A 23,841-nucleotide genomic window follows, 5' to 3' on the forward strand; every position below is an offset into this window, starting at 1 on the left:
GTTGGAAACGGCCTTTTCAGTACTGCAGTTGCCATTTGCCGGCCCCCGCGCAGAATGCAAAGCAACGCCGCTCAATCATCACTGGCCACCTTTCTATCCGTGAGCGATCCAGGCGAGACTCAATTTTCGCTGGCGCCTCAATGACCGAAATAGACAGAGTGGGTTCCGTCAGGCTGGGTCGTATCGGAGCGCATGCCTGAAGCGGAAGTACCGCTCACCGAGGGGCCATAGGACGTAGCGGCCACGCCGCGTTCCGCTTCCACGCGCTGTTCGGCGGCTTGCGCTTGGTCGGGATAATTGGTGCGGTCGGCCGCCGGGTTATAGCCCGCTTGCTCCATTTGCTGAAGGTCGTTCTTTACCGCAGAGCGTGTCACTTGCGTGTTGTCCTGAGCGAACGCAAATGTCGGCGCGGCGAGCGCTGAGGCGATAACAACAGCAGGAATAAGAGCCTTGAACATGATCATCTCCAATGAAGTTTGCTAAGCAGGTACACGCAAACCGCAGGCCAGATCAGTGATCGCTTAACTCTTTGGTCAATTCCCCTTGCCGGTAACAACAATTCGATTCCCCGCGCCGATTTGGCCGCCGCTTAGTTGCGAACCGGGCAATAAAAGTCATGCTAAGGATTGCCCACAATAGTCAGCGCTTACACCGGAATGAAAAGGAGAAGCCTGCAAATCAGCTTAGGCAATGGACGCGCGCCCTAAGCAAGCCCTGGACGTTTGTAGTGGTCAAGTTACTCACCCCTGAGCCTCCCACGATATCTCTTCTCGGGACTTACTTATTTAAATAACTTGTTTTTGAAAAATGTCGTAAACGCCTACGATAGTTTCTTGAACATATCAATCCGATGTCGTGAGCAGCTTACAACCCAACGGCCATGACCTACGACGAATCCGCCACGCACTCTACCGATCTGCTTGCACCGTCTGCCCCCGCAGTGTTGCGCGGCGATGACGCCTACGAACGCATCCGCCGCGATCTGCTTTCATGCAAGCTGATGCCCGGGTCGACCGTTACCGAAAGCCAGTTGATGTCGGAGTACGACATTGGTAAAACGAGTTGCCGTATTGCACTCGTGCGGCTCGTGCACGAAGGCTTCGTGCGTTCTCTGCCGCGACAGGGTTACCGCATTGCAGCCATCACATTGAAAGACGTGGAAGAGGTCTTCGCGCTGCGGGTACAACTTGAACCACTGGCAGCGCGGCTAGCCTGCGGCCGAGTTGACGTGGAGTTGCTGCGCCGCCTCGAAGCGGCGTGCCGCGTGCCGCATCCGGAGCGGGCGTTATCGGCGCAAATTGATGTTTTTCTCGACGCGAACCGCGAATTTCATCTGGCGATAGCGGCGGCGAGCGGCAACGAGCGATTGCATAGAACGCTCGCGAGCCTGCTCGATGAAATGTCGCGCCTCGTTGCGCTTGGCTTTGGCGTACAGGGAACCAAACCCGAGATCAAGCACGATCACAATGCGATGATCGATGCGTTCATCGCAGGCGACGGACGTCGCGCGGAGACTATTGCGCGCCGTCATATAGAGACGTTCCAAAGCATGACAATGGAGAAGGTCTACGCGAGTCTTTCCAGCGCGGGGGCATCGTTGCCACTGTACACGGTGGCGGAGCTTCGCCGATGAGCGCTGCCATTTCCTTGCGCGGAATAGAAAAGAACTTCGGATCACTAAAGGTCTTGGATCACGTTTCCTTCGATGTCGCGCAAGGTGAAATAGTCGCGCTGCTCGGCACGTCGGGATGCGGCAAGAGCACGCTGCTCAACATGGTGGCGGGATTGCTCGAACCGGGGGAGGGCGAACTGTGGATCGACGGCAAGCGGACCGAAGGCACGAAGGATCGCAACGCGCTCTCATATATGTTTCAGGAAGACCGGCTGTTGCCCTGGCGCACTGCGCGCGCGAATGCCGAGTTCGGCCTGGAAGCCGCGAGCCCCGCGATTCCCGCCCGCGAACGCCATACCCGCGCGAACGCGGTCCTCGATCTGGTCGGCCTGCAAGGTTTCGCCGATGCCCACCCGCATCAGCTATCGGGCGGCATGCGCAGTCGCGTCGCCCTCGCACGGAGCCTTGTCACCGGCCCTCGCATCCTGCTGATGGACGAACCGTTTTCAAAGCTCGATCCGCAGATGCGCTCCCAAATGCACGACGAACTACTGCGCATTCACGCGATGCAGCGCATGACCGTGCTGTTCGTGACCCACGACGTGGAGGAGGCGATCGTGCTTGCGGATCGAGTCGTGGTGCTTGCGCCGCGTCCCGGCCGCGTGCGCGAGATTGTTGACGTCGACCTGCCGCGCCCGCGAACCGCCACGGATCCGACCGTGGCCGAGGCGATCCGCCAATTGCGTCTTTTGATCTGACCCATGTCCACTGTTCCGCGTAGTTCGTTTGCTTCAACCGTTGCGCAACGCGTTGTGCTCGTTATCCTGCTTCTGGCGGCATGGTGGGCCGCGTCGCTGCGCATGCCGCAATTTGTATTGCCCGGGCCGCTGAGAGTGGCGCATGCATTTGTGGGGCTCGTTCAGAGCGGCACGTTCTTCGATGACCTAGGCATCACGCTGTATCGCGTTGTGGCTGGATTTCTTCTGGCGGCCGCCGTTGGTGCACCTCTCGGCATTGCGCTCGGTGCGAATCCGCGCGTGGCGCATTTCTTCGAGCCGTTGCTGTCCATTGTGAACACGGTGTCGTCGGCGATCTGGGCGGTGTTCGCCATCATCTGGTTCGGCATCTCGAACGCAACCACCATCTTCGTGGTGTTCATGACCGCGATGCCGCTGATCCTGACGAACGTATGGCAAGGCGCACTGACAGTAGACCGGAACCATGTCGAGCTCGCGCGTAGCTTTCGCATGTCGCAGACGCAGATCATGCGCAAGATTTTCCTGCCGACCATCCTGCCGCATTTCTTCGCCGGTGCGCGCCTCGCATTCGGTTTTGGCTGGCGTGTCTCGCTGGTGGCGGAGACGATTGGCTCGTCGAACGGCATTGGCTACCGCCTGCGGCAGGCTGCCGATCTCGTGCAGACCGATCAGGTTTTCGCGTGGACCGTCACGCTCGTTGTCCTGATGCTGCTGCTCGAAGCGGGCGTGCTGAAGCCGCTTGAGCGCCGCCTGTTTCGCTGGAAAAAGACCGACTGATCTAACGGGAAACAAGGAACCATGAAAGCCATTTCACTACTCAGGCGAGCGGCGGTTGCAACCGCCGTTACGACGACCGCGATGCTCGGTACTGTGCAAACGGCGCATGCCGAACCCATGCGCATCGGCTATTGGACAAGCGGCGTGAGCCTGGGCTTCGGAGCGGTGCTCGAGGCACAAAAATTCCTGCAGCAACGCGGTCTCGACGTTACCTTCATTCGTTTCTCCGACGTCAACGCGCCCAATCGCGCGTTGGCCGCCAACGCGATCGACTTCGCATTCGCGGCACCTGCCGCTGCTGTTTTCAGCACAGCGGCCGAGGGCGTTCCATTGAAGATCGTGCTTGCCACGCAACCGGCCGATGTCGAATTCGTCGCGCCTGAGGACTCGCCGATCAAGTCGCTCGCCGACCTGCGCGGCAAGAAAGTCGGTATGTCGCCACCGGGCAGTTCGGTCGCGGCGATTGCCACCGCGGTGCTGCAGGGCAACGACGGCATCAAGGCGAACGATTTTTCCATCGTCCCGGGAAATGAAGCGCGGCTCGCCCAGTTCCTCGTGCAAAAGCAGGTCGACGCCGCTGCATTGCGATCGGTAACCATCGCACAACTAAAGGAATTGAAGGTGAAGCGGCTCGGCAGTTTTGGCGCTGAGTGGAAGAAGCTGACGAAATCCGACGCAACGCCCTATATAGGCGTGAGCGCGATCCGTGCGGATTACCTGGCCCAGCATCCGCAGGACGTGGCGAAGCTGATCGCAGGCATGCGCACGGCGTTGCAATGGGGCGCAACGCATCAGAACGACGTCGCGGCAATCCTGCAAAAGAGCGCGAATCTTCCCGCCGAGGACGCGCAAGCGTATGCCGCGCGCTGGTCGGACATCAATCGCGTGACCTTCGAGCCGATCGATCTCGAGACGCTCAAGCGTGAGCATCAGATCTTCGTGGATGGCGGTGTGATCAAAGGCACGCTGCCCGCCGATCTCTTCGATACCGGCCCGTATGCCGCATCGAAATCAATCCAGTAAAACGGAGTAGACACTGTGACAACCAGCATTCCATCGACCATGAAGGCACTCGTGCTGAACCAGCACGGCGACCTCGATCAACTCCACGTGGTGACCGACAAACCCGTGCCGAAGGCAACACCCGGGCATGTGGTGATCCGCGTGCGTGCGTCGTCATTCAACTACCACGATGTGTTCACAGTGAAGGGCATGCCGGGGATCAAGGTGCCGTTTCCGGTGGTGATCGGTCTCGACATGGCGGGTGAAATTGCGGAGTTGGGTGAAGGCGTGGAGGGCTGGAAGGCGGGAGACCGTGTGCTCGTGAATCCGCTTTATCCCGAGAAAGGCCTGATGGGCGAAATGCTCGATGGCGGCATGGCGCAATACTGCCTGGTGTCGGTCGGGCAGTTGATTCCGTTACCCGATGCCGTGAGTTACGACGCCGCGTCCGCGTTGCCGGTGGCGTACGGCACGGCGCACCGCATGCTGGTCACGCACAAGACCGTGAAAGCAGGCGACCGCGTATTGATTCTCGGCGCAAGCGGCGGGGTAGGCACGGCGTGCATTCTTATCGCGAAGCAACTGGGCGCCGAGGTGATCGCGTGTGCAGGCAGCGACGAGAAGTGCGAGCAACTGAAAGCGCTCGGCGCGGATCATACGGTGAACTACAAGACCACGGACTTTTCGAAGTGGGCGATCGGTGAGTACGGCAAGCCGCAGCGCCGGACTTACGAGGGCGGGGTGGATGTGGTGGTGAATTTCACCGGCGGCGACACCTGGGTGCCGTCGCTGAAGTGCTTGAAACGCGGCGGCACGTTGCTTGTATGCGGCGCAACGGCTGGCCATGCACCCGCCGAAGACCTTCGATACATCTGGAGCTTCGAACTGAAGATCATCGGCTCGAACAGTTTCTACGATGAAAACCTGCGCGCGCTGCTCGATCAGATTGCGGCGGGAGAACTGGTGCCGGCCATCGACCGGACCTTGCCGCTTGAGCAAGCGGCCGAGGGACTGCGCCTGATTCGCGACCGCGAGGTGCTGGGTAAGGTCGTGGTCAACCCCTGAATCTATTGATGAGATACGCTGAGGAAAACATCATGAGCGAAGCAACATTGCCGAGCGCGCAGGATATCGAGGCGCGTTTGCGGCGCGGCCCGTTTCACGAATGGCTGGGTTTGAAGGTGGTATCAGTGAGCGAAGGCGAGATCGAGCTGCGTGCCACGTGGCGCGAAGAATGGGTCGTGAATCCCGACAAGGGCTACACGCACGGCGGCATTCTCGCCGCACTCGTGGACCTGGCGGCGGACTGGGCGCTGGTATCGAAGACCGGACGGGGCGTGCCCACTATCGATCTTCGCGTGGACTATCATCGCGCCGCGTTCCAGGGCGACTTGACCGTGAAGGGCAAGGTGATCAAGTTCGGCTCGCAGGTCTCCGTGTCCGAAGCGCAGGTCTTCGACAAGGACGGCAAGCTCGTCGCCAGCGGCCGCGGCGCCTATTCAACGGCAACGGTAACCCCAACCCCCTGATGCTGAAGCTCGACCATCTCGTCATCAACACACGCTTTGATACCGACGCTGCTCAGCGCACCTTCGAGCAACTCGGCTTCACGGTTGCGCCGCGCGGGTATCACACGCTCGGGTCGATCAATCACGCGATTGTGTTCGATGACCACTACCTTGAACTCATCGGCGTGCCTGCCGATGGCAAGACCGTGCGCGAGGAGATTGTGTCGAGTCCGCTGGGTCCCGACGGTCTCGTGTTCCGCATCGACGATCCGGCCGCGACCTTCAATACCTTGCAGCGTGCCGGTTTCCACGCGACGCTGCCGCAGACCTTCTCGCGGCCGGTCGAACTAGACGGCGAGCCCCCCGCCGATGCGCGGTTCACCACCGTGCGGCTGAAGCCAGGCCAGCTTGATGGAGGCCGCGTCTATTTCTGCCAGCACCTGACGCCCGAGCTCGTTTTCCGCAGCGAGTGGCAGAGCCATCCGAATGGCGCGACGGGTTTGAGCGCGCTGCATCTGATCGATGTTGCACCCGAACCGTATGTGCAACTCGGTGAGATCGAGCCGGGCTTCGAACTGGTGTACTGGACGCGTGCTGACTTCTACGCGCGTTTTGGCACGACTGCGCAGTACGTTGCTGCTCGCGGACCGCGTTATGCCGCGATCACGGTGCGCACGCCGGCCTGGCGCTCGGTGGGTGAGCGCGCGGACGCCGCGGGTTTCCCTGCGTCCGTCGAGATGCAAAGGGCGCTCGTCGCGCTGCCTCGCTTCGATACCTTGCTGGAATTCATACCATGACTTTGCCGACGAATCTCGGCGCGCTGATTACACGCGGCGAGGGCGCCGATACACTCGCCATCATCGGCCTTGACGATGGTTTCAACGAGCGCCGATACACCTTCGCTGAACTCGATGCGCTCGCCGACGCAGTGGCCTATACGCTCGCCGCTCAGTACGCGCGAGGCGAGCGCGTTGCATTGCTCGCGGCCAATTCAGCGGACTATGTCGCGACGATGCTGGGCATCATGCGCGCGGGGCTGGTCGCCGTGCCGGTCAACTATAAATTCCCACGCGCGCTGATTGCGGACGTGATCGCGGATAGCGGAGCGCGTCTCGTCTTCACAGATTCCCAGCGGGTAGGCGATGCGCCTGCGACCCTGCCGCGCGTGGTGTTCGGTGGTCAAGAGGAAGCCCCTGGTGCGCAGGGATTTCAATCGTTTATTGCAGCGGAAAAATCGCACGGCCCGACCTTCGTGCCCGTCGTTCCACACGAAAACGAAGCCGCTTTGTTCCTCTATACATCGGGTTCCACGGGGCGGCCCAAGGGCGTCGTGCTTTCGCACGCGAGTCATCTCTGGGTGGTCGAGACGCGCTTGAAAGCGCAGCCACTGAGCGGTGAGCGTGTGCTGATCGCCGCGCCGCTTTACCACATGAACGCGCTCGCGCTGGTGTTCCTTACGTTGAGCGCTCGCGCCACGACCGTGTTGATGCCCGCTTTCAACGCGCGCAATTACATTCGCGCTATCGATACTTATCGCTGCACGTGGCTCACTTCCGTGCCGCCGATGATCGCCATGATGATGCAGGAGCATGAACTGCTTGCGCGCACGGATTTGTCGTCGGTGCGTTATGTGCGGATGGGCTCGGCGCCGGTCAGTGGTGCGTTGCTCGAGCGGACTCACGCGCTGCTGCCGAACGCGACGGTCATCAACGCGTACGGCACGACCGAGGGTGGCCCGGTCGTGTTCGGACCGCATCCCGCAGGCTTGCCCACGCCGGCGCACGCGATCGGGGCGGCGCACCGCCAAGTCGAACTTCGTCTCATCGATACAAACGGCGAGCTCGCGAGCGAAGGTGAACTGGAGATGTGCAGCCCGGGCCTGATGAACGGTTATCACAATCGCCCGGACCTGGCGACGCCGATCACGCCGGACGGCTTTTATCGCACCGGCGATGTATTTCGCCGCGACGAAAACGGCTTCTACGCGTTCATCGGACGACGCGACGACATGTTCGTTTCCGGTGGAGAAAACATCTTCCCGGGCGATGTAGAAAAGATGCTCGAGCGGCATCCGTCGATCCAGCAAGCGAGCGTGATTCCCGTCGACGATGCGATCAAGGGTACGAAACCCGTGGCCTTTGTCGTGCTGAAACCGGGGGCGCAATTGAGCGCGGAGGAGGTGAAGGCGTTCGCGCTGGAGCACGCCCCGGCCTATCAGCATCCGCGGCAAGTCTGGTTCGTCGATGCGTTTCCGCTCGCGTCGACCAACAAGATCGACCGGGCGGTTTTAAAGCGCGAAGCGGCAAGGCGGCTGACGGAGGAAGGGAATCCTGGAAAGGATAGGGGACGCTGACTATCAAGTTATATCATCAGTTTTGATATATTTAAAATGTGATGATATAGTTTGAAACATGAAACCCGATCAATGGCATTTTTCTCGTCCTGAGCTCGCTGCAGGTTATCTGAACCTGTTCGGGCTGGGTCTTTCTTCCGCGCGCACGCTGTTCGCACGGCGGCGGATGGGTAAAACTGAATTTCTGCTGAAAGACCTCATCCCGGCAGCCATGGCGGGCGGTTACCTGAGCGCGTACGTGAACCTGTGGGACGACGACGAGGAGCCCGCCGGCGCGCTGGTCGGTGCCCTCTACGGCGCTATCGAGCCTAACTGGTGGACCAGGCTTGCACGTCAAGCCAAAAATCCGGTCAGGAAGCTCAAAGCCACGGGCAAGATTCCTGCATTCGGCGAGGCGTCGGTCGAGGCGGAATTATCGGCGGAGGACAAGAAGTATGTCGGCACGCTTTTATCGGACGCGCTCAAGGCCTTCGATTCCCAGCCGAAACCACTGCTTCTGATCATAGATGAAGCGCAGGTTCTTGCTGCCGCAACCCACTCGAATTTTGCGCATGCGTTGCGTGCCGGGCTGGACGTTCGCAAGGATCGGCTGAAAGTGATCTTTGCCGGCAGTTCGGAATCGACCTTGCGAACCATGTTCGGACGCTCGTCCGAGCCATTTTTCAACTGGGCGCCCCTTGAACCTTTTCCGCTGCTCGGTCGCGATTTCCTCGAGTTCATGGTGGAGAAGGTCAATACCATTGCCAAGCATCAGCTCTCGATGAAACATGCGGTCGCGGCTTTCGATCAGCTCAACTGCACGCCGGAGTTCTTCCGGCGTTTTCTGGAGCGGCATCTTACGTATCCGTTCGATGGCCCCGAAGCGGCGTTGCAATTCACCAAAGAGCACGTGTTCAACAACGAGCAATTCAAGCGCCAGTGGACCGGATTACTGCCAGCCGACCGCGCGCTGCTCGGCATGATGGCCGACGGCATGGTTTCGGACTTTCATAGTCAGGCGGCACGGGAGCAACTGGGGACCTTGCTCGGCTTGCCCAAAGCGCCGCCGATGAACACGCCCGCGCATTCGTTGCGCCGGCTTCAGGCCGACAACATCGTGACCAAACTGGCGCATGGTGAATATCGCTTTGAAGATGAAGCGTTCGCGCAGTGGATCCGTGAACAACGCACCCTGGGTGAGGATGCCCCGGGCTGACGAACGCGCTTTTTTAAGCCTTCGCACTTGAAACGAGCGGTCAATGCGCATCGCGGCTGGAACCGGAAACGGTCCAGCCGCGACGTCACGCGCTTTAAGCGCACTAAGCATTAAGCGCGGCGTCTGAACCATCCCGTGAGCGATAAACGGTCGCGCGTCGCGGGCAATACTTCGTGCAGCATGTCGGCGGATAAAAACACCGCGATCCGGTTGCCGACCGGCGCGATATCTCGCGCGCTCGAACCTTCCGGATGCAGCCTTAAAGCACCGCCGTGCTCGGGCAGCCAGTCCGCATTCAGATAGACGATCACGGATACGGTCCGACTGTCGTCGTGGCGAAACCGGTCACGGTGCTGCATGTATGAAGCGCCCGGTGCGTAGAACGCAAAGTGGCTTTCGTATTCGTCGAGACCCAGGAACAGGCCGCGATTCAATGCGATGCGAAGGGTTTCCATGATCGCGAGATAACGGTCGCACGCGTCCGACTGACCCGCCTCCAGCCACCGGATCCGGTCGCCGCGCACGCCAGGTTGCAGCGAGCGTGCCGCGCCCTGGCTGACACGCGCCAGGGTCAGCTTCCCGGCCGCCGCGAGTGCCGCGCATTCCAGCGCCAGCGCGAGGGTCAGGTCCGGCGGCAGGAAAATGTCCTGCTCCGACCAGCCATGTTCATGAACGGCATCGACAATATGACGATGCAGGTCATCTCCGGACGCATCGGAATGCGCCGGCGGTTGCGATCGGATCACTGCGGGTTCCTTCGAATGAAGGTGCTGGGTGGAAATTCGGGCGGCCGTCCGAGGCGAAGCTGGACCTAAGCGGGTATCGGATATGAGCGGGGTGGGGCTTTAATCTGAGCGGTAGATATTAACACCGGCTCCTGACTGTTCCAGTGACGCGGACTCGCGGTGCTCTGGCCGGTTGACCGGCGCCTCGTGCCGTTCAATCGCCCGTGAGCATCAACATTGCGATCGCCGTGGGCGAAGCGTATGGCGCCAAGGTGTTGCCCTGGGCTTTTGCGGTGATACTTGCGTTGGCTTTTCCAGCCGGATGTTTTGCTTTGCTTTGGTCAGCGGGTTTCCATCGATGATGCAGGCCTGTTGAGCGTTTGGTCGGCTCGCGCCGTGGGAGCCTTGATCGGTTCATCGGCGTAAGCGAAACCTGTTCGCTACACCAAAGGCAACCACACTTCCGTCCGAAGCGCTTCCGGAGGAGTGACTTCGGGCCGGTTCAGGTTGACCTCCAGCGGCGGTTCGTCGCGAAGCTGTTCGCCCGATGACGGCAGCCAGTCCCGATACGCCGCCTTCCACGTGCGATGCAACGTCGTATAAGGACCGACATGGGTGAAAACCGCATAGCGGCCGCTTGCGATCGGTTGCCAGTTCAGCGTGCCGGAAAGTGTCAGGCCGTCCGGTTGCTCGCACTGCCCGCTGCCTGTGGCCATCGAATAACCGAACACCAGGCCCGCGACAAAACGGCAATGCGGATCGTCAGGACCTTTGGGGTCGTCGGGAACCACGCTCATGTAACTCGACACGTGATCACGAAGCTCGGCGTCATTGACTACTTGCATCAACTCGCCGAATGCCTGTTGCGCTGCCCGCATCATGTTGTTGTCGACCATGCCGCGCCCCGTGGCGGTCAGGGCGACGATGCCCTCGGGCAAGTGGGTCATTCGAGAGACTTGCATGACGGCGGCTCCTTTGAGAGCAGAGGGAAAATCGGGTTCACGACAATGTGTAAAAAGGTCGTTCCACGCGGGGACATTGCCTCGACGCACATCCGTCGGCGTGGTGTCGAGATCACGGCGCATTGCTTTGGCGAGTGCCTGTGCGGACTCGTAGCCTACCTTCGACGCAATATCCGATACCGCTTCATGGCCGCTGACCAGCAGCGCACAGGCGCGTCGAAGCCGCAGCAAGGTAACGTAGTTCGCCACCGTGCGGCCCGTATAAGCGCGGAACATCCGATGAAAATGATGGCGCGACATGGCAGCGCAATCGGCGAGGGTTTCGGCGGTTAGCGGTTCGTCGAGATGACTCTCTGCATGGGCCAGCGCGCGGGCAATCAAGTCAGCGTGGCGATCGGATGTCGGTCTGGAAATAGGCGGCGGCATGGACGCATTGTAGAAGGCGATGCTCGCGCGGCACGTGTCCCAGCGTGCTCGATGCGGGTCATTCGCGCTGGCACCGCAGGTCGGGTGATTCCCGTTGTCGAGGTCAGGACCAAGCGGATTTTCCCGGCGCGACGCGCCGCTGACCAAACCGAGGCAGCGGCCCAAATCCGAGCTACATCAAGCGCTTAGATAGTCGCCAGACACGTTATCCACAGGGTTCTCAACATAAACGGTGAATAACCCGCGCGGCCATTTCGCTTCATCGTCGCACGGCGTAAACACCTTCTGCCGGACTAAACCGGAATCGGAAAATGAACGCCCGCCCGCTGAGCCGCGTTCACGATATGCGCTTCAATTGCCCGCCCCGCGTGTTCGCTGTCGCGCGCCTTCAACGCTTCGACAATCGCCAGATGCTCGTGATACGTCGACAGCACAAGTTCCCGCCGATAAAACGGCAAACGCTGGCTCTCTTTCATGATGTCGGCGCTGCCGCGCAGGATCGATTCAATGGCCGTATTACCCGCGAGGCTCACGATGCGCATATGGAACGCGAAATCGAGTTGCGCGGCTTCGTCGAGTTCGGCGCAGGTCAGTGCGCTTTGCAGCGAGTCGAGATTGTCCTGCAGCCAGACGATGTCCGCGTCCCCAATAGCCGGCGCCGCCAGCCGCGCGACGAAACCCTCGAGCGCGAAGCGCATCTGGTAGGTATCGGGAAGCGACGCCTGATCGGCGAAACGCCAGGCGTGCGTGCCGGCCGCCTCGGCGCTGTTCACATACACGCCCTTGCCGGGACGAATATTCAGCATCCCGAGCGCTTCGAGCGTGGACAGCGCTTCACGCAGCGAGGCACGGCTGATCGCCAGTTCCTCCGACAACTGCCGCTGCGCCGGCAGCAAACTTCCCACCGGATAAACGCTCGTCTCGATGCGCTCACGAATAGTCGCGATGGCGGCATCGGTCACGGTATGCGGAACATTTTTCATAGGACAGTTAAGAGTGGCGCGGTCTGACCGCCATTGTAGGCGCGACACCGCCGAAGCGTCTGCTCTGTCACGCCTTTTCCGCTTGAAAGCGCGCTGAAAACCCGGGTAAACCGGTATCAAACGGATCTTGACTCCACTATATCGGCTTTCTAATATTCCTCATCAGCAACTGGTCCGACCAGTCTGAACAGTTAGCATGATCACCATCCCGTGCCGTGCGACACCGAGGAGAAACATTGTGTTGAGATTTCTTAATTCCCTGTTTGGACGAGTCATGATCGCGCTGGTCGCGGGGATCGTGATCGGCGCGGTGTTTCCCCATTTCGCGCAAACGCTGAGGCCGCTTGGCGACGGTTTCCTCAAGCTCATCAAGATGGTGATCGGACCGATCGTGTTCTGCGTGGTCGTCTCGGGCATGGCAAGCGCGGGCAACCTGAAGAAAGTCGGGCGCGTCGGGCTGAAGTCGGTGGTCTATTTCGAGGTGATGACCACGCTCGCGCTCGTGATCGGCGCTTTGCTCGCGTATGCAACCCGACCGGGCGTTGGCATGAATATCGACCTGCATACGCTCGACGCCGGTTCGCTCGCCACCTACACCGAACACGCGAAAAGCCTGAAAGACACGGCCGGCTTCCTGCTGAAGATCATTCCCGATACCGCCACCGACGCTTTCGCGAAGGGTGACATCTTGCAGGTACTCGTGTTCTCCGTGCTGTTCGGCGCGGCGCTCTCGCTGCTGGGCGAGAAGGCGCAACGCGTGACGAGTCTTATCGATGAACTCTCGCACGTGTTTTTTCGCATCATGGGTTTCATCATCAAGCTCGCGCCGCTCGGCGTGCTCGGCGCGATTGCGTTCACGACCGGGACCTATGGCGTGGAGTCCCTGAAGCAACTCGGCATGCTGGTGGTTGTGTTCTATGCGAGCTGCCTGCTCTTCGTCTTCGTCGTGCTCGGCGTGGTGATGCGGCTCACCGGTTTCAGCATCTTCAAGCTCGTGCGTTATCTGCGCGAGGAATTGCTGATCGTGCTCGGCACCGCTTCGTCGGACGCCGTGCTGCCGCAGATCATGCGCAAGCTCGAATGGATGGGCGTGAAGGATTCCACCGTCGGCCTCGTGATCCCGACCGGTTATTCGTTCAACCTCGACGGTTTCTCGATCTATCTCACGCTCGCCGTGATTTTCATCGCACAGGCCACCAATACGCCGCTGTCGATCCACGACCTGATAATAGTCGTTCTGGTGTCGCTGGTGACGTCGAAGGGTGCGCATGGCATTCCTGGTTCAGCCATCGTGATCCTTGCCGCCACGCTTTCTGCGATTCCCGCCATTCCCGTGCTCGGCCTCGTGTTGATCCTGCCGGTGGACTGGTTCGTGGGTATTGCGCGTGCTGTCACCAACCTGATCGGCAACTGCGTCGCGACGGTGGTCGTGGCCGTGTGGGAAAAGGATATTGACCGCGTTCGCGCGACACGTGTACTCAATAAGGATACCGAACTTCTTTTCGTCCCGGCCGATCACGCCGGCACAAGTCACGGCCACGAACCCGCACACGCTCTCTGAGCGCGCTCTTCATCGCCATCCCCTGAATCGTTAAAAAAGGAACTTACTTCATGGCCAGCCCCGTTCTCGACCCCAACGCTCCGGCATTTACCCGCCGTTTCATGAATCTCGCCGATCCGCGTCTCGGCGCCACAGCGCTCTTCGCCAGCGATGAATTCTTCGCGCCCAAGGAGCGCATGCTCGACCCGCAGCCGGCGGTTTTCATCCCGGGAAAATACGACCACAACGGCAAGTGGATGGACGGCTGGGAAACGCGCCGCAAGCGCACCACCGGTTACGATTTCTGCATCGTCAAGCTGGCGCGGCCGGGCACCATTCACGGCATCGACCTGGATACGAGCCACTTCACCGGCAACTTCCCACCGGCAGCGTCAATCGATGCCTGCACGAGCGACAGCGCCACGCCGCAAGACGACGCCGACTGGCGCGAGATCGTGCCGGCGACCACGCTGCAGGGCAACCAGCATCACTATCTTCCCATCGCCGATACTCGCGCCTACACGCACCTGCGCGTGAATATCTACCCGGACGGCGGCATCGCGCGTTTGCGTGTGTATGGTCAGCCGAAGGTGGACTGGACGCGCGTTGAACGCGGGTCGCGAGTGGACCTTGCGGCCATCGAAAATGGCGCTTATCTGGTGGCGGCGAACAACCAGCATTTCGGACCGGCATCGCAAATGCTGATGCCAGGACGCGGCGTGGACATGGGCGACGGCTGGGAGACGCGGCGTCGCCGTGAGCCCGGCAACGACTGGGCGATCGTGGCGCTGGCGCACCCCGGCGTGATCCATGCTATCGAAGTCGATACTGCACACTTCAAGGGCAATTTCCCCGATGGCTGTTCGCTGCAGGCAGCGCGTGTAACCGGCGGCACGGATGAATCGCTCGTCACCCAGGCCATGTTCTGGCCAGTATTGCTGCCGCAACAAAAGCTGTCGGCTGACAATATCCATCGATTCGAAAGTGAAGTGGCGGCTCTTGGACCTGTCACGCACGTTCGTTTCAACATGTTCCCGGACGGCGGCGTGTCGCGCTTGCGCCTGTTCGGTGCGATCGAGTAAGCAGCTATGCGCACGCTTACGCTCGAACCCCTGACGCGCGCGGCGTTTAAACCATTCGGCGATGTAATCGAACTCGACGGCGCGCAGCATTTTCCGATCAACGGAGGCACGACCGAGCGCTTTCACGATCTGGCGCGCGTGGATGTTGGCGCGCACGAGGGAGGCCGGCCGCTCATCAACGTGTTCCGGGGTCAGCCGCGTGCGCAGCCCGTCGAGATATCGATGATGGAGCGTCACCCGTTGGGCAGCCAGGCCTTCCTGCCGCTTGGCGCGGTGTCGTATCTGGTGGTGGTCGCGCCGGCAGGTGAATTCGACGCATCAAGACTGCGCGCATTTTTCACGCGCGGCTGGCAGGGCGTGAATTATGCGCGAGGCGTCTGGCATCATCCGCTGATTGTGCTGGATGTTGCTGCGGACTTTATCGTGATCGATCGTGGCGGGAAGGAGGGAAATTGTGAGGAAACCTATCTATTGGAGAGCCTGCGGCTGGTAGAAGGTGATCTTGTTTATTCGTCAGCCGCGTGAAGGCTGATAACCGGGCCTTGCTGTTTTTGTTCGCGTATATCGCGGCATCATGGCCCGGCTTCAAATCCACGATGTTGCCCGTGTCCGCGAGCCGATAAGCGCAGCGCTATAAAAACTAGGGCTATGTCACGGCAACCATGCCTTCTTGCCCGGCGTCCCGGCCCGACACGCTCGGTGCCGGACTGGCGCACACCCGATTACGCCCGGCGTTTTTCGCGCGATACAACTGCGCATCGGCGGCGCCCACCAGGCTTTCCTCGGTCACGAGACCTGAACCTGATTCGCCCGCGCAATTCACAGCCACTACACCGAAACTCGCGGTAGACCGCACTTCGCGGCCATCCCATGCGCGCGTGGCCGTCAGCTCGAACGACTGGCGTATTCGCTCGGCGAGCACCGTCGCGCCGGCGAGATCCGTTTGCGGAAGCAGCAGCAGGAATTCCTCGCCTCCGTAGCGAATCACGCTGTCGACCTGATGCCGCGTGTGAGCAAGCAGCATGGCGGCGAAAGTCCGCAAGACTGCGTCACCCGCGGGGTGCCCGTAGGTATCGTTGATCTGCTTGAAGTGGTCGATGTCGCACAGGATGACCGCAAGCTTGAGCTTGTACCGGCGGGTGCGCTGAAGCTCGGCGTCGAATAACACATCGGTCAGATACCGCCGGTTGAAGCAGCCGGTGAGATAGTCGCGCACAGAGAGGTTGCGCAACATGGCGTGCTGGCAGAACTCGTCGCGGACAAGACGATTGTGGCGGCGAGCCATCACATAACCGAGGGCGTTGGTGAAGACCAGGAGCATCGACGACGTCAGCAACGCCGACGAGTCCAGCACCTTCGACGCCGCGGAGATGGCGATAAATCCGCCCGTTGCAGCCAGTGCAATGAGCAAAGCCCAGATCAGCTTGTTCGGGATGAAGTTATAAACCACGATCAGCATGATGCCCATGGACATGCAGTGCACCGTCATTCCGGTCGGACGAAGCCATGTGATTGCCATGAAGGCGGCAAAGCCGACCACTTCGACCGCGCTCGCAGCCATGCGCAGGGAGGTGACCGAAACCTGCTGCAAGCCTGCGATGCGCAAGCTCACCACGCACGTCAACGCGACGGAGCAACGGGCCAGGAACAGCACAAGGGTCGTGCGGGAGTAGCCCAGGGCGCTTACGTCGGTTATCGCGAAAGCAACATAGAACAAGCTGCAAAAGACGAGCGCTCGCACGAGGGCAGCATGGTTTGCGCTCCGGTGATGGCGCTGAAACTCCTGTTCCACCGACGGGTCTTCGAACTCGGACCACAGGCGGTCAAGTCTGAAATTCGTCTCGGTGTCAAACCGTGAAATTTCGCTCAGTTCTGCCATCGCTCGCCATGTCGGATGTCGCGGTTGGGGCAACATCATAAGTCATTTCGATGTTCGACCCGACGGGCCGGCATTCCCAACCCCGCCCCTTGATTTGCGGCGAGCCCAGCCAGCGTGTCACGCAACCACACGTGCGCCGGATCGGCCCGACTGCGAGGCGGCCACGCCGCAAACAGCGTAAAACTGTGCGCCTTGAACGGCAGTTAGAAGATATCGAGGCATTCCCGATAACGCTCGGCAAAGCGGGCGTGGAGCGTCGAAATCCGTACGCCCGGTCCGGCCAGTGCCAGTAGTTGGTATGCGGTGACTCGCCGCGAGCGTGGGCGTAGGACGGGAGCGGGACGGCGCCGTTTAGTACAGGTCGGTCTTGAGGCGTCCAGGCAATGCGCGATCGTAGGCGTTGCCGTCGAAACTGGCATCGCTTACGTTCTGCAGCATGGCGCCGGCTGAGGGCAAGCTTGAGCGGTCGACGTATTTCTCGCCGTTCCACAAGTCCGATCTCACGACCGCCTTCGAACAGTGGAAATACACGGACTCCACATGCACGAGGATCACCGTGCGCGGCGGTTTGCCGTTGACGCTGAATGAGGCGAGCAGTTCGCTGTCGTCGGCAATGGATGCTCGGCCGTTCACGCGCATCATTTCTCCCACGCCCGGCACAAGAAACAGCAAGGCCACACGCGGGTCGTGCACGAGGTTCCTGAGTGTATCGATACGGTTATTGCCTGGGCGGTCGGGAATGGCGAGCGTATGGGCATCGACGATACGAACGAAGCCCATTGCATCACCTTTGGGCGAGCAGTCGAGGCCGTCCTCTCCCGCCGACGCCAGCATCACGAACGGCGACGCAACGATGAACGCCGCGTAGTCTTCGCTGATGAACGAAATTTCCTTGCGCACCGAACGCTCGTTCGGCTTGCCGTAGATACCTTCCAGTTGCTCGACGCTCGTCAACATGCTTCGCTCCTTCAATGACCGGGGTTCAGCCCATACATTAGCAGGCCGGCTCAGTGCGGCGTGACAGGATCGAGTCCCGTTTGCGTGACGACCGGCGCCGCTTCCGGCGAGGCGAGATAGTCGAGCAGCGCTTTCGCTCCTGCCGGATGTCGTGCGCCCACCGGAATGCCGGCCGCAAATCGCGTAATCGAATGCACGGAAAAAGACTGGATAAGTCGATAACGTTTGCGCAGGCAAAATTTAAACGCATTAACGGTAATGGTCGCTAGTGAACACCCGTCTTATTCAGCGCAGAAAGATGCGCAAACGATTACGGATTTCGCCTGACAATTAACTTACCGCGAAAGCAGACGCTTTACTTCAACGTCCTTGGGATGCATCCTGGGGCTGTGTGGGCGAATTGTTAAATACTGAAAAGTACGTCAAATAGTGCAGTGATTGGCGGTAGAGTGCGTCATCGAAAGACATTTTTCGGTTTGTCCTTCGATCAATAATATCAGTGGGAAAAAACATGCCCGGCGCCACACGCCAAAGGGATGAGAGCCCATGAAGGCGAACCGTATTATGTAGTGCTGAGAGGCGGGTTCGCCGCGCACAAGACGTCAGTTTTCGGGGATATCAATGGATACTAAAACGCCATACCAAGGAAATCGTGCGTCGATAATAATCGACGCGGAAATAGTGCATATTGAAGCGATCATGTCGCGTTGTCTCGCGATGGGAGCCGATGGCGCGATTTTTCACGCGAACTATTGGCGCAACCGTTTATTGACGTTGCGGGATTCCGGGCTGAGCCATATACAGAACGTCGCGGTGCAATCGCTTTTAGGCGATCTCGTGGAGTGCTGCTAGACCGATCGCTGGAAACAGGTCGGAATGAATCAACTGAATCCAGCTCGTTCTACAGTTCGTTCATGTCAGCCAACAGGACCGGACCAGGGTGCTTTGAATGTTGAATAAATCCAGCGGCGGCCCGCTTGCGTGGAAGTCGAAAATCCAGCCGGGGCAGCCGGCCGACAGCTTGCGTTATGTGACGCTGGATCTGGCGTCTGATTCGCATGCTCGTGCGGCAATCGAGGCTTATGCCGATTCATGTGCGGCCGAGCTGCCGTGGTTGGCGGATATTTTGCGAGCACGACTGGAGAGATTAAATAGTTCGGTGGACCGCGCTCAGGATCGGTTTACTGGACTTCAGGCCGGGCTTCAAGCCGGACTTCAGGAAGATGAGACCGCCCCAATGCCGCTGACTCATTGCGCACAGACGGCGCGGCGTTTGATGGCATTCGCGTGCATGTGCGCACGCACGCGTGAGGATTACTCGGATGCGGCGTGGGATCACGTCATGAAAAGCTTTGACCGGATGCTGATTCAAATGCGGTGATTCCGCATAAAAAAGTATAATAAAAATACAAAATAATCTGCCACCGGCATTCGGCGCCCAAGCAAATAAATGACATGGCCGTCTTGACTATTTAACGGGATATCAGGCAATGCGGATTTGCGTGCTGGACGACGACCTGAGCCAGACGGCGTTCGTGGCTCAGACACTGACTGCGGCCGGGCACTTCTGCCAGGTTTTTACGGATGGCAAGAGCCTGATCCATGAGCTGAGGCGTCAGCCGTACGACCTGCTGCTGCTCGACTGGAACATGCCGGAAATGCCGGGCGACGTCGTGCTGAAATGGGTCAGGCAAAACCTCACCACGAACCTGCCGGTTCTCTTCCTGACGAGCCGCAGTGTTGAAAGCGACATTGTCCAGATGCTCAACGCCGGCGCCGACGACTACATCCTCAAGCCAGTGTCGCGAGCTGTGTTGCTCGCTCGTGTCGAAGCGTTGCTGCGGCGGATCTACATGCTTCAGAACGAAGTGACCCAGGAAACCTACGGCATCTATCGATTCGATCTGACCGACCAGATCGCACTGGTCAGCGAAGTGCCGGCCGCGCTGACGCAGAAGGAATTCGAGCTTGCGCTGCTGCTCTTTCGCAACCTGTCGCGGCCGCTGTCACGCACCCATATCCGCGAATCGGTGTGGCGGCAGGACGTGGATATCCCGTCGCGCACGATCGATACACATGTGTCGCAGATTCGCTCCAAGCTGGTGTTGCGGCCGCAAAACGGTTACCGCATAACACCCATCTATAGCTACGGCTACCGGCTGGAAAAAGTGGGGAATGAAGCGCCGTGAACGGGATCCATAAAAACAGGCGGGGCCGGGTGGCGCATCAGCGTTTGCGTTCGAGGCTGAAGGCTGCAATGGCGGTGGCCGGTGTCATGGTCACTGTCTGTTCGATCCAGGCGGCCTACGCCAAACGCGTGCCGCAGCAGGACATGACGCCCTATGTGGTGCGCGCGGACGATTCGCTCTACACGCTGGCGGACCGCTACATGCAGAGTCCTGCCGACTGGCGGTTGTTGCGCGCCATCAATCACGTGGCGAACCCGCGGCGCCTGCAGGTCAATGCCCATCTCTCGATGCCCACTTCGCGCCTCAGGCAGACACTGCTGACGGCCCGAGTGGTGGCGGTGCGCGGCAGTGTCGATAAGCTCGGCACCGCGGGCGCGCCACCCATGCCGGTGAGCGCGGGGACGTTGCTGATGGAAGGCGACGAAATCAGCACCGGCCGTGACGCGTTTGTTTCCATGCTGCTACCCGACGGCTCGCATGTCGTCCTGCCGTCGAGCAGCCGGATCCGGATCGGACGTTTGCGGACCACGTTGCTGACCGGCGCGGTCGACCGGCAGTTCGACCTGAAGCAAGGCGAGGTCGCGACCGACGTCACGCCGTTCAAGAATCCACGCGATTCGTTCCGGGTCATTACGCCGTCGGTTGTGGCAGGCGTGCGCGGCACACGTTTTCGGGTGAATTACCTGGCGACGCAGGATGCGACCACCGTCGAGGTGCTGGCGGGCAAGATCGGCGTGGATGGAGCGGGGCCTGACGGAGCGGCCAACCGTACGGCCGCCCCGCAGCCGATCCAGGGCGGTGCGCAGACGCTCGTGCTGGCCGGCTACGGCAACCTGACGCGCACGGGCGATGCCGCCGGCGCGTCGGTGCGGCTGCTTGATCCGCCGGAGATTGCCGATCCGGGCAAGTTGCAGAATGCCCCCCAGGTCGCCTTCGACCTGACGCCGGTCGACGGCGCCGGCGCGTACCGTACGGAGATTGCGACCGATGCCGACTTCCTCGACCTGCTTCGCGACCAGCGCACGACAGGCCTGCACGCGGCGTTCGACAACATCCCGGACGGCAACTATTTCGTGCGCGTCTCGGCCACGGATACCCACGGCATCGACGGCTTGCCGCAAGTGTTCACGTTCAGCCGTCATCTCGATACCACCAACGCGGCGGCTACGCCCATCGAAGGTAATGGCTACGCATTCCGCTGGCATGTCGATGGCGAGGCGAACGGCGCGCGGTATCGGTTCATCCTGTCGAGTCATGCGGACCTGAGCGCGCCGCTTATCGACTTGCTCGACGTGTCGGGCGGCGAGATGTCGGTGGCGCATCTGAGCCCAGGCAAGTACTACTGGACGATCGTTGTCGATACCTTCGAGAACGGCCGGCTCTTGTCGATCCCGAGCGAAATCCGGTCGTTCACTCAAACGCGGTAGGCGCGACCCATGCCGTGGCGCTTCCCCTTCCACAACCGGCGCTGGGCGGGGCCGTCGATCGGCAAGCGCTTCTTCCTGGAATGGACGCTGATCGGCGTGGTGGGCGTGGCTGCAGTGCTCTTCGGCGTGGCGAGCCCGCTGACGGAACGCGCCAGTTTCCTGTTCTACGACCAACTGTTGTTGCACGCGGCGAGCCATCCGTCGGCCGGCATTGTGATTGTCGCGATCGACGACGAGAGCATTGCGGAACTCGGGCGCTGGCCGTGGCCGCGCGAGACCCACGCGGCGCTGTTGACGCAACTCGCGAAGGCGAAACCGGCGGGCGTCGCGTATGACGTGCTGTTCACCGAACCCTCTCCCGGCGACGCCGCCTTCGCCGAGGCAATGAAACATGTGCCGACCTATCTGCCGCTGCTCGTCGACCAGCTGCCCGTCAACCAGAACGAGCCCGCCGCGGTCGAACCCGTTCCGGTGTTGCGCGAGGCGGCGGCGGGCATGGGCCATATCGATCTGGAAGTGAATCACGACGGTATCGTGCGCAGCGTCTCGCTGTTCGAAGGCAGCGGCAAGGATTGGTGGCCGAGCATCACGGTACCGGTGTATCAGGCGTTGCGGGGGCCGGACGCCGTGTTGCCCGGGACTGGACGATCTGCTGTGGACGCCCAGTTCGCGGCGTCGGGACCGGCGGGCGCGGGCGACCTGAAGCGCGCGCACCGGATGATGATTCCGTTTTCGCGCACGTCGCTGGATTATCCGCGGGTGTCGTTCGCGGCCGCGATGCAGGGCGAGGTCCCGCCTGAATTCTTCGCGGGTAAGATCGTGCTGGTCGGCGCAACGGCGGCCGGCCTGCGCGACCGCTTTGCCACGCCGATCTCGGGCGAAGTGGGCGAACTGCCGGGTGTCGATATCTACGCGACCATCCTCGACGCGTTGTTCGACGGCCGCGCCATTGAACCGATAGGCGACAAGGCGGCCGGCTGGGCGAGTCTCGTGCCGGTCGGCATCTTGCTTGCGGGCCTGCTGGTGGTGTCGCCGTTGCAGTCGCTCATGCTGACGATCGCACTAGCCTGCGCGAGCCTGATTGCGAGCGCCTGCATGGTGTATCTGCGCTCGCGCTGGCTCTCGCCGGTGCCGGCGCTCGGTGGCCTGGCGCTGATCTATTTGCTGTGGAGCTGGCGGCGTCTCGAAGTCGCGATGTCGTATCTCGGACAGGAACTGCGTCTGCTTGCCGCCGAGCCGAATCTGCTGGCCGATCTCCAACCCAAACCGCAGGGCACGGCGGGCGACGTGCTCGAGCGCCTGATCGCCCTCACGCGCCAGGCCGTGCAGCGCCAGCGAAATATGCGGCAGTTCATCTGGGACAGCCTGAACAGCTTGCCCGAGCCGATCATGGTCTGCGATCGCGACGGCCGCATCCTGATGGTCAACGATCCCGCGCGGCTGCATTTTGGTCCGTTGCAGTTCACTGACCTGTCGATCACGCAGCTCTTCGGCGAGTTCCATTTCGTGCGTCTCGTCGACGAAGACAGCAGCGGCGCGCTGCCGACCGGCATGCAATGGCCGGCGATGCTCGACCCGCGCGTCGAGCGTCACACCGCCGTGATGATGCACGGCATTGAAGTGCGCGACCGCTACGGCCGCGATCACATGCTGCGGTATGCGCCCTGCACGACCAGCACGGGTGAGTCGCTCGGGTGGATCGCGAGCTGGGTCGATATCACCGCGCTGCACGCTTCCGAGCGGCAGCGCGACGACATGCTGCATCTGCTGTCGCACGACATGCGCTCGCCGCAGGCGTCCATTCTTGCGTTGCTCGACACCGAGCGGCCGCACATCGACTCGAAGCCGGCGATGGAGTTAATGGAGCGCGTCGAACGCTACGCGCGGCGCACGCTCGCACTGGCCGATGATTTTGTGCAGCTTGCCCGCGCCGAGTCGCAGCACTACAGCCTCGAACTGCTGAACCTGCATGAACTCGCGATCGACGCCAGCGACGAAATCTGGCCGCTCGCGAACGCGAAGGACATCGAGGTACGTTGCGAGAGCAAAGGGCAGGCCTTCTGGGTTTTGGCGGACCGGTCGCTGATGACGCGCGCGCTTATCAATCTGCTCAGCAATGCGGTGAAATACAGCCCGCCTGGCACGTGCGTCGACTGTGTCGTCACGGAGATGCCCGGCGCGATCGTGTGTATGGTGCGGGACGCGGGTTACGGCATTGCGCTTGAGCAGCAGGCGCATTTGTTCGAACGCTTCCGGCGCTTTCATCTCGATGGCCAGCCGCCGAGCGACGGAACCGGGCTGGGGATGGCGTTCGTCAAAACGGTGGTCAGCCGCCACGCGGGGGAGATCGCAATTCAAAGCGCGCCGGATCGGGGGACGACGGTGACGATCACCTTGAGCTCACAGACAATCGAACCACGCGAAGCGGGCGGCGAACAACCCGCGGTGCAGAAGCAATAAATGTTT

At 60.9% G+C, this 23,841-nt stretch carries 22 protein-coding genes and 1 pseudogene; 16 read left to right on the forward strand and 7 right to left on the reverse strand.

All coding sequences use genetic code 11. From position 1 onward, the window contains the following. Positions 1-137: 137 nt before the first annotated feature. On the reverse strand, positions 138-458 hold the full coding sequence (locus ACSQ36_RS35030) for a DUF4148 domain-containing protein (RefSeq protein WP_436185620.1): 321 nt from the start codon (positions 456-458) through the stop codon (positions 138-140). 422 nt (positions 459-880) lie between these two features. On the opposite strand from ACSQ36_RS35030, the gene ACSQ36_RS35035 reads away from it, so the two are divergent. From ACSQ36_RS35035 to ACSQ36_RS35075, 9 genes are read left to right on the forward strand one after another with little or no spacing between them, the layout of a single operon-like run. Then, positions 881-1,633 (forward strand): GntR family transcriptional regulator, encoded by a 753-nt coding sequence (locus ACSQ36_RS35035; protein WP_213767538.1) that lies wholly within the window; start codon positions 881-883, stop codon positions 1,631-1,633. Further along, a complete protein-coding gene (locus tag ACSQ36_RS35040) occupies positions 1,630-2,370 on the forward strand; it encodes an ABC transporter ATP-binding protein (protein ID WP_436185621.1) in 741 nt (246 codons plus the stop codon). The genes ACSQ36_RS35035 and ACSQ36_RS35040 overlap by 4 nt, the downstream gene beginning before the upstream one ends. Positions 2,371-2,373: 3 nt before the next feature. Continuing rightward, positions 2,374-3,147, forward strand: coding sequence for an ABC transporter permease (locus ACSQ36_RS35045; RefSeq protein WP_436185622.1), 774 nt, complete (start codon positions 2,374-2,376; stop codon positions 3,145-3,147). A gap of 21 nt (positions 3,148-3,168) precedes the next feature. After that, complete coding sequence (locus tag ACSQ36_RS35050; RefSeq protein WP_436185623.1) at positions 3,169-4,170, forward strand: ABC transporter substrate-binding protein; 1,002 nt, start codon at positions 3,169-3,171, stop codon at positions 4,168-4,170. A 39-nt stretch (positions 4,171-4,209) separates the two neighbouring features. Next, positions 4,210-5,214, forward strand: coding sequence for a quinone oxidoreductase family protein (locus tag ACSQ36_RS35055; protein WP_213767572.1), 1,005 nt, complete (start codon positions 4,210-4,212; stop codon positions 5,212-5,214). Positions 5,215-5,246: 32 nt separating this feature from the next. Continuing rightward, positions 5,247-5,678, forward strand: a complete 432-nt coding sequence (locus tag ACSQ36_RS35060) for a PaaI family thioesterase (RefSeq protein WP_436185624.1) — start codon at positions 5,247-5,249, stop codon at positions 5,676-5,678. After that, a complete protein-coding gene (locus tag ACSQ36_RS35065) occupies positions 5,678-6,454 on the forward strand; it encodes a VOC family protein (protein WP_436185625.1) in 777 nt (258 codons plus the stop codon). The genes ACSQ36_RS35060 and ACSQ36_RS35065 overlap by 1 nt, the downstream gene beginning before the upstream one ends. Beyond that, positions 6,451-8,010: a class I adenylate-forming enzyme family protein gene (locus ACSQ36_RS35070; RefSeq protein WP_436185626.1), complete on the forward strand. Its 1,560-nt coding sequence runs from the start codon at positions 6,451-6,453 to the stop codon at positions 8,008-8,010. The genes ACSQ36_RS35065 and ACSQ36_RS35070 overlap by 4 nt, the downstream gene beginning before the upstream one ends. Positions 8,011-8,068: 58 nt before the next feature. Next, positions 8,069-9,205 carry a hypothetical protein gene (locus tag ACSQ36_RS35075; protein ID WP_436185627.1) on the forward strand — a complete coding sequence of 379 codons (1,137 nt, stop codon included), beginning with the start codon at positions 8,069-8,071 and terminating at the stop codon, positions 9,203-9,205. A gap of 110 nt (positions 9,206-9,315) precedes the next feature. On the opposite strand, the gene ACSQ36_RS35080 is transcribed toward ACSQ36_RS35075, so the two are convergent. The 3 genes from ACSQ36_RS35080 to ACSQ36_RS35090 all read right to left on the reverse strand — a co-directional run bounded on the left by ACSQ36_RS35080 (position 9,316) and on the right by ACSQ36_RS35090 (position 12,301). Continuing rightward, on the reverse strand, positions 9,316-9,951 hold the full coding sequence (locus tag ACSQ36_RS35080; RefSeq protein WP_436185628.1) for a 2OG-Fe(II) oxygenase: 636 nt from the start codon (positions 9,949-9,951) through the stop codon (positions 9,316-9,318). A 419-nt stretch (positions 9,952-10,370) separates the two neighbouring features. Further along, entirely contained in the window at positions 10,371-11,318 is a 948-nt protein-coding gene (locus tag ACSQ36_RS35085) for an AraC family transcriptional regulator (RefSeq protein WP_436185629.1), read from the reverse strand. Positions 11,319-11,611: 293 nt separating this feature from the next. Beyond that, positions 11,612-12,301, reverse strand: a complete 690-nt coding sequence (locus tag ACSQ36_RS35090) for a FadR/GntR family transcriptional regulator (RefSeq protein ID WP_436185630.1) — start codon at positions 12,299-12,301, stop codon at positions 11,612-11,614. Positions 12,302-12,539: 238 nt separating this feature from the next. On the opposite strand from ACSQ36_RS35090, the gene ACSQ36_RS35095 reads away from it, so the two are divergent. From ACSQ36_RS35095 to ACSQ36_RS35105, 3 genes are read left to right on the forward strand one after another with little or no spacing between them, the layout of a single operon-like run. Continuing rightward, complete coding sequence (locus ACSQ36_RS35095; RefSeq protein WP_436185631.1) at positions 12,540-13,862, forward strand: C4-dicarboxylate transporter DctA; 1,323 nt, start codon at positions 12,540-12,542, stop codon at positions 13,860-13,862. Between the two features lie 50 nt (positions 13,863-13,912). Further along, complete coding sequence (alc, locus tag ACSQ36_RS35100; protein WP_436185632.1) at positions 13,913-14,923, forward strand: allantoicase; 1,011 nt, start codon at positions 13,913-13,915, stop codon at positions 14,921-14,923. A gap of 6 nt (positions 14,924-14,929) precedes the next feature. After that, positions 14,930-15,448, forward strand: a complete 519-nt coding sequence (locus ACSQ36_RS35105; RefSeq protein WP_436185633.1) for an ureidoglycolate lyase — start codon at positions 14,930-14,932, stop codon at positions 15,446-15,448. A gap of 121 nt (positions 15,449-15,569) precedes the next feature. Here ACSQ36_RS35105 and ACSQ36_RS35110 read toward each other — a convergent pair whose 3' ends face one another. The 3 genes and pseudogenes from ACSQ36_RS35110 to ACSQ36_RS35120 form a co-directional block, all read right to left on the reverse strand. After that, a complete protein-coding gene (locus ACSQ36_RS35110) occupies positions 15,570-16,802 on the reverse strand; it encodes a diguanylate cyclase (RefSeq protein ID WP_436185634.1) in 1,233 nt (410 codons plus the stop codon). Between the two features lie 351 nt (positions 16,803-17,153). Further along, positions 17,154-17,759: a pyridoxamine 5'-phosphate oxidase family protein gene (locus ACSQ36_RS35115; protein WP_436185635.1), complete on the reverse strand. Its 606-nt coding sequence runs from the start codon at positions 17,757-17,759 to the stop codon at positions 17,154-17,156. 50 nt (positions 17,760-17,809) lie between these two features. Continuing rightward, positions 17,810-17,959: pseudogene (locus ACSQ36_RS35120) on the reverse strand (substrate-binding domain-containing protein); the annotation flags it as partial. 749 nt (positions 17,960-18,708) lie between these two features. Between ACSQ36_RS35120 and ACSQ36_RS35125 the strand changes: the two are divergent. The 4 genes from ACSQ36_RS35125 (at position 18,709) to ACSQ36_RS35140 (ending at position 23,835) form a co-directional block, all read left to right on the forward strand. After that, complete coding sequence (locus tag ACSQ36_RS35125) at positions 18,709-19,140, forward strand: hypothetical protein (protein WP_436185636.1); 432 nt, start codon at positions 18,709-18,711, stop codon at positions 19,138-19,140. Positions 19,141-19,249: 109 nt separating this feature from the next. Then, entirely contained in the window at positions 19,250-19,948 is a 699-nt protein-coding gene (locus ACSQ36_RS35130) for a response regulator transcription factor (RefSeq protein WP_213767519.1), read from the forward strand. Between the two features lie 29 nt (positions 19,949-19,977). Next, entirely contained in the window at positions 19,978-21,375 is a 1,398-nt protein-coding gene (locus ACSQ36_RS35135) for a FecR domain-containing protein (RefSeq protein WP_436185637.1), read from the forward strand. 9 nt (positions 21,376-21,384) lie between these two features. Continuing rightward, a complete protein-coding gene (locus ACSQ36_RS35140; RefSeq protein WP_436185638.1) occupies positions 21,385-23,835 on the forward strand; it encodes a CHASE2 domain-containing protein in 2,451 nt (816 codons plus the stop codon). The last annotated feature ends 6 nt before the right edge of the window (positions 23,836-23,841 follow it).

Origin of the sequence: Caballeronia sp. LjRoot34, from assembly GCF_964253815.1 — a bacterium.
In the GTDB taxonomy this organism is placed as follows: domain Bacteria; phylum Pseudomonadota; class Gammaproteobacteria; order Burkholderiales; family Burkholderiaceae; genus Caballeronia.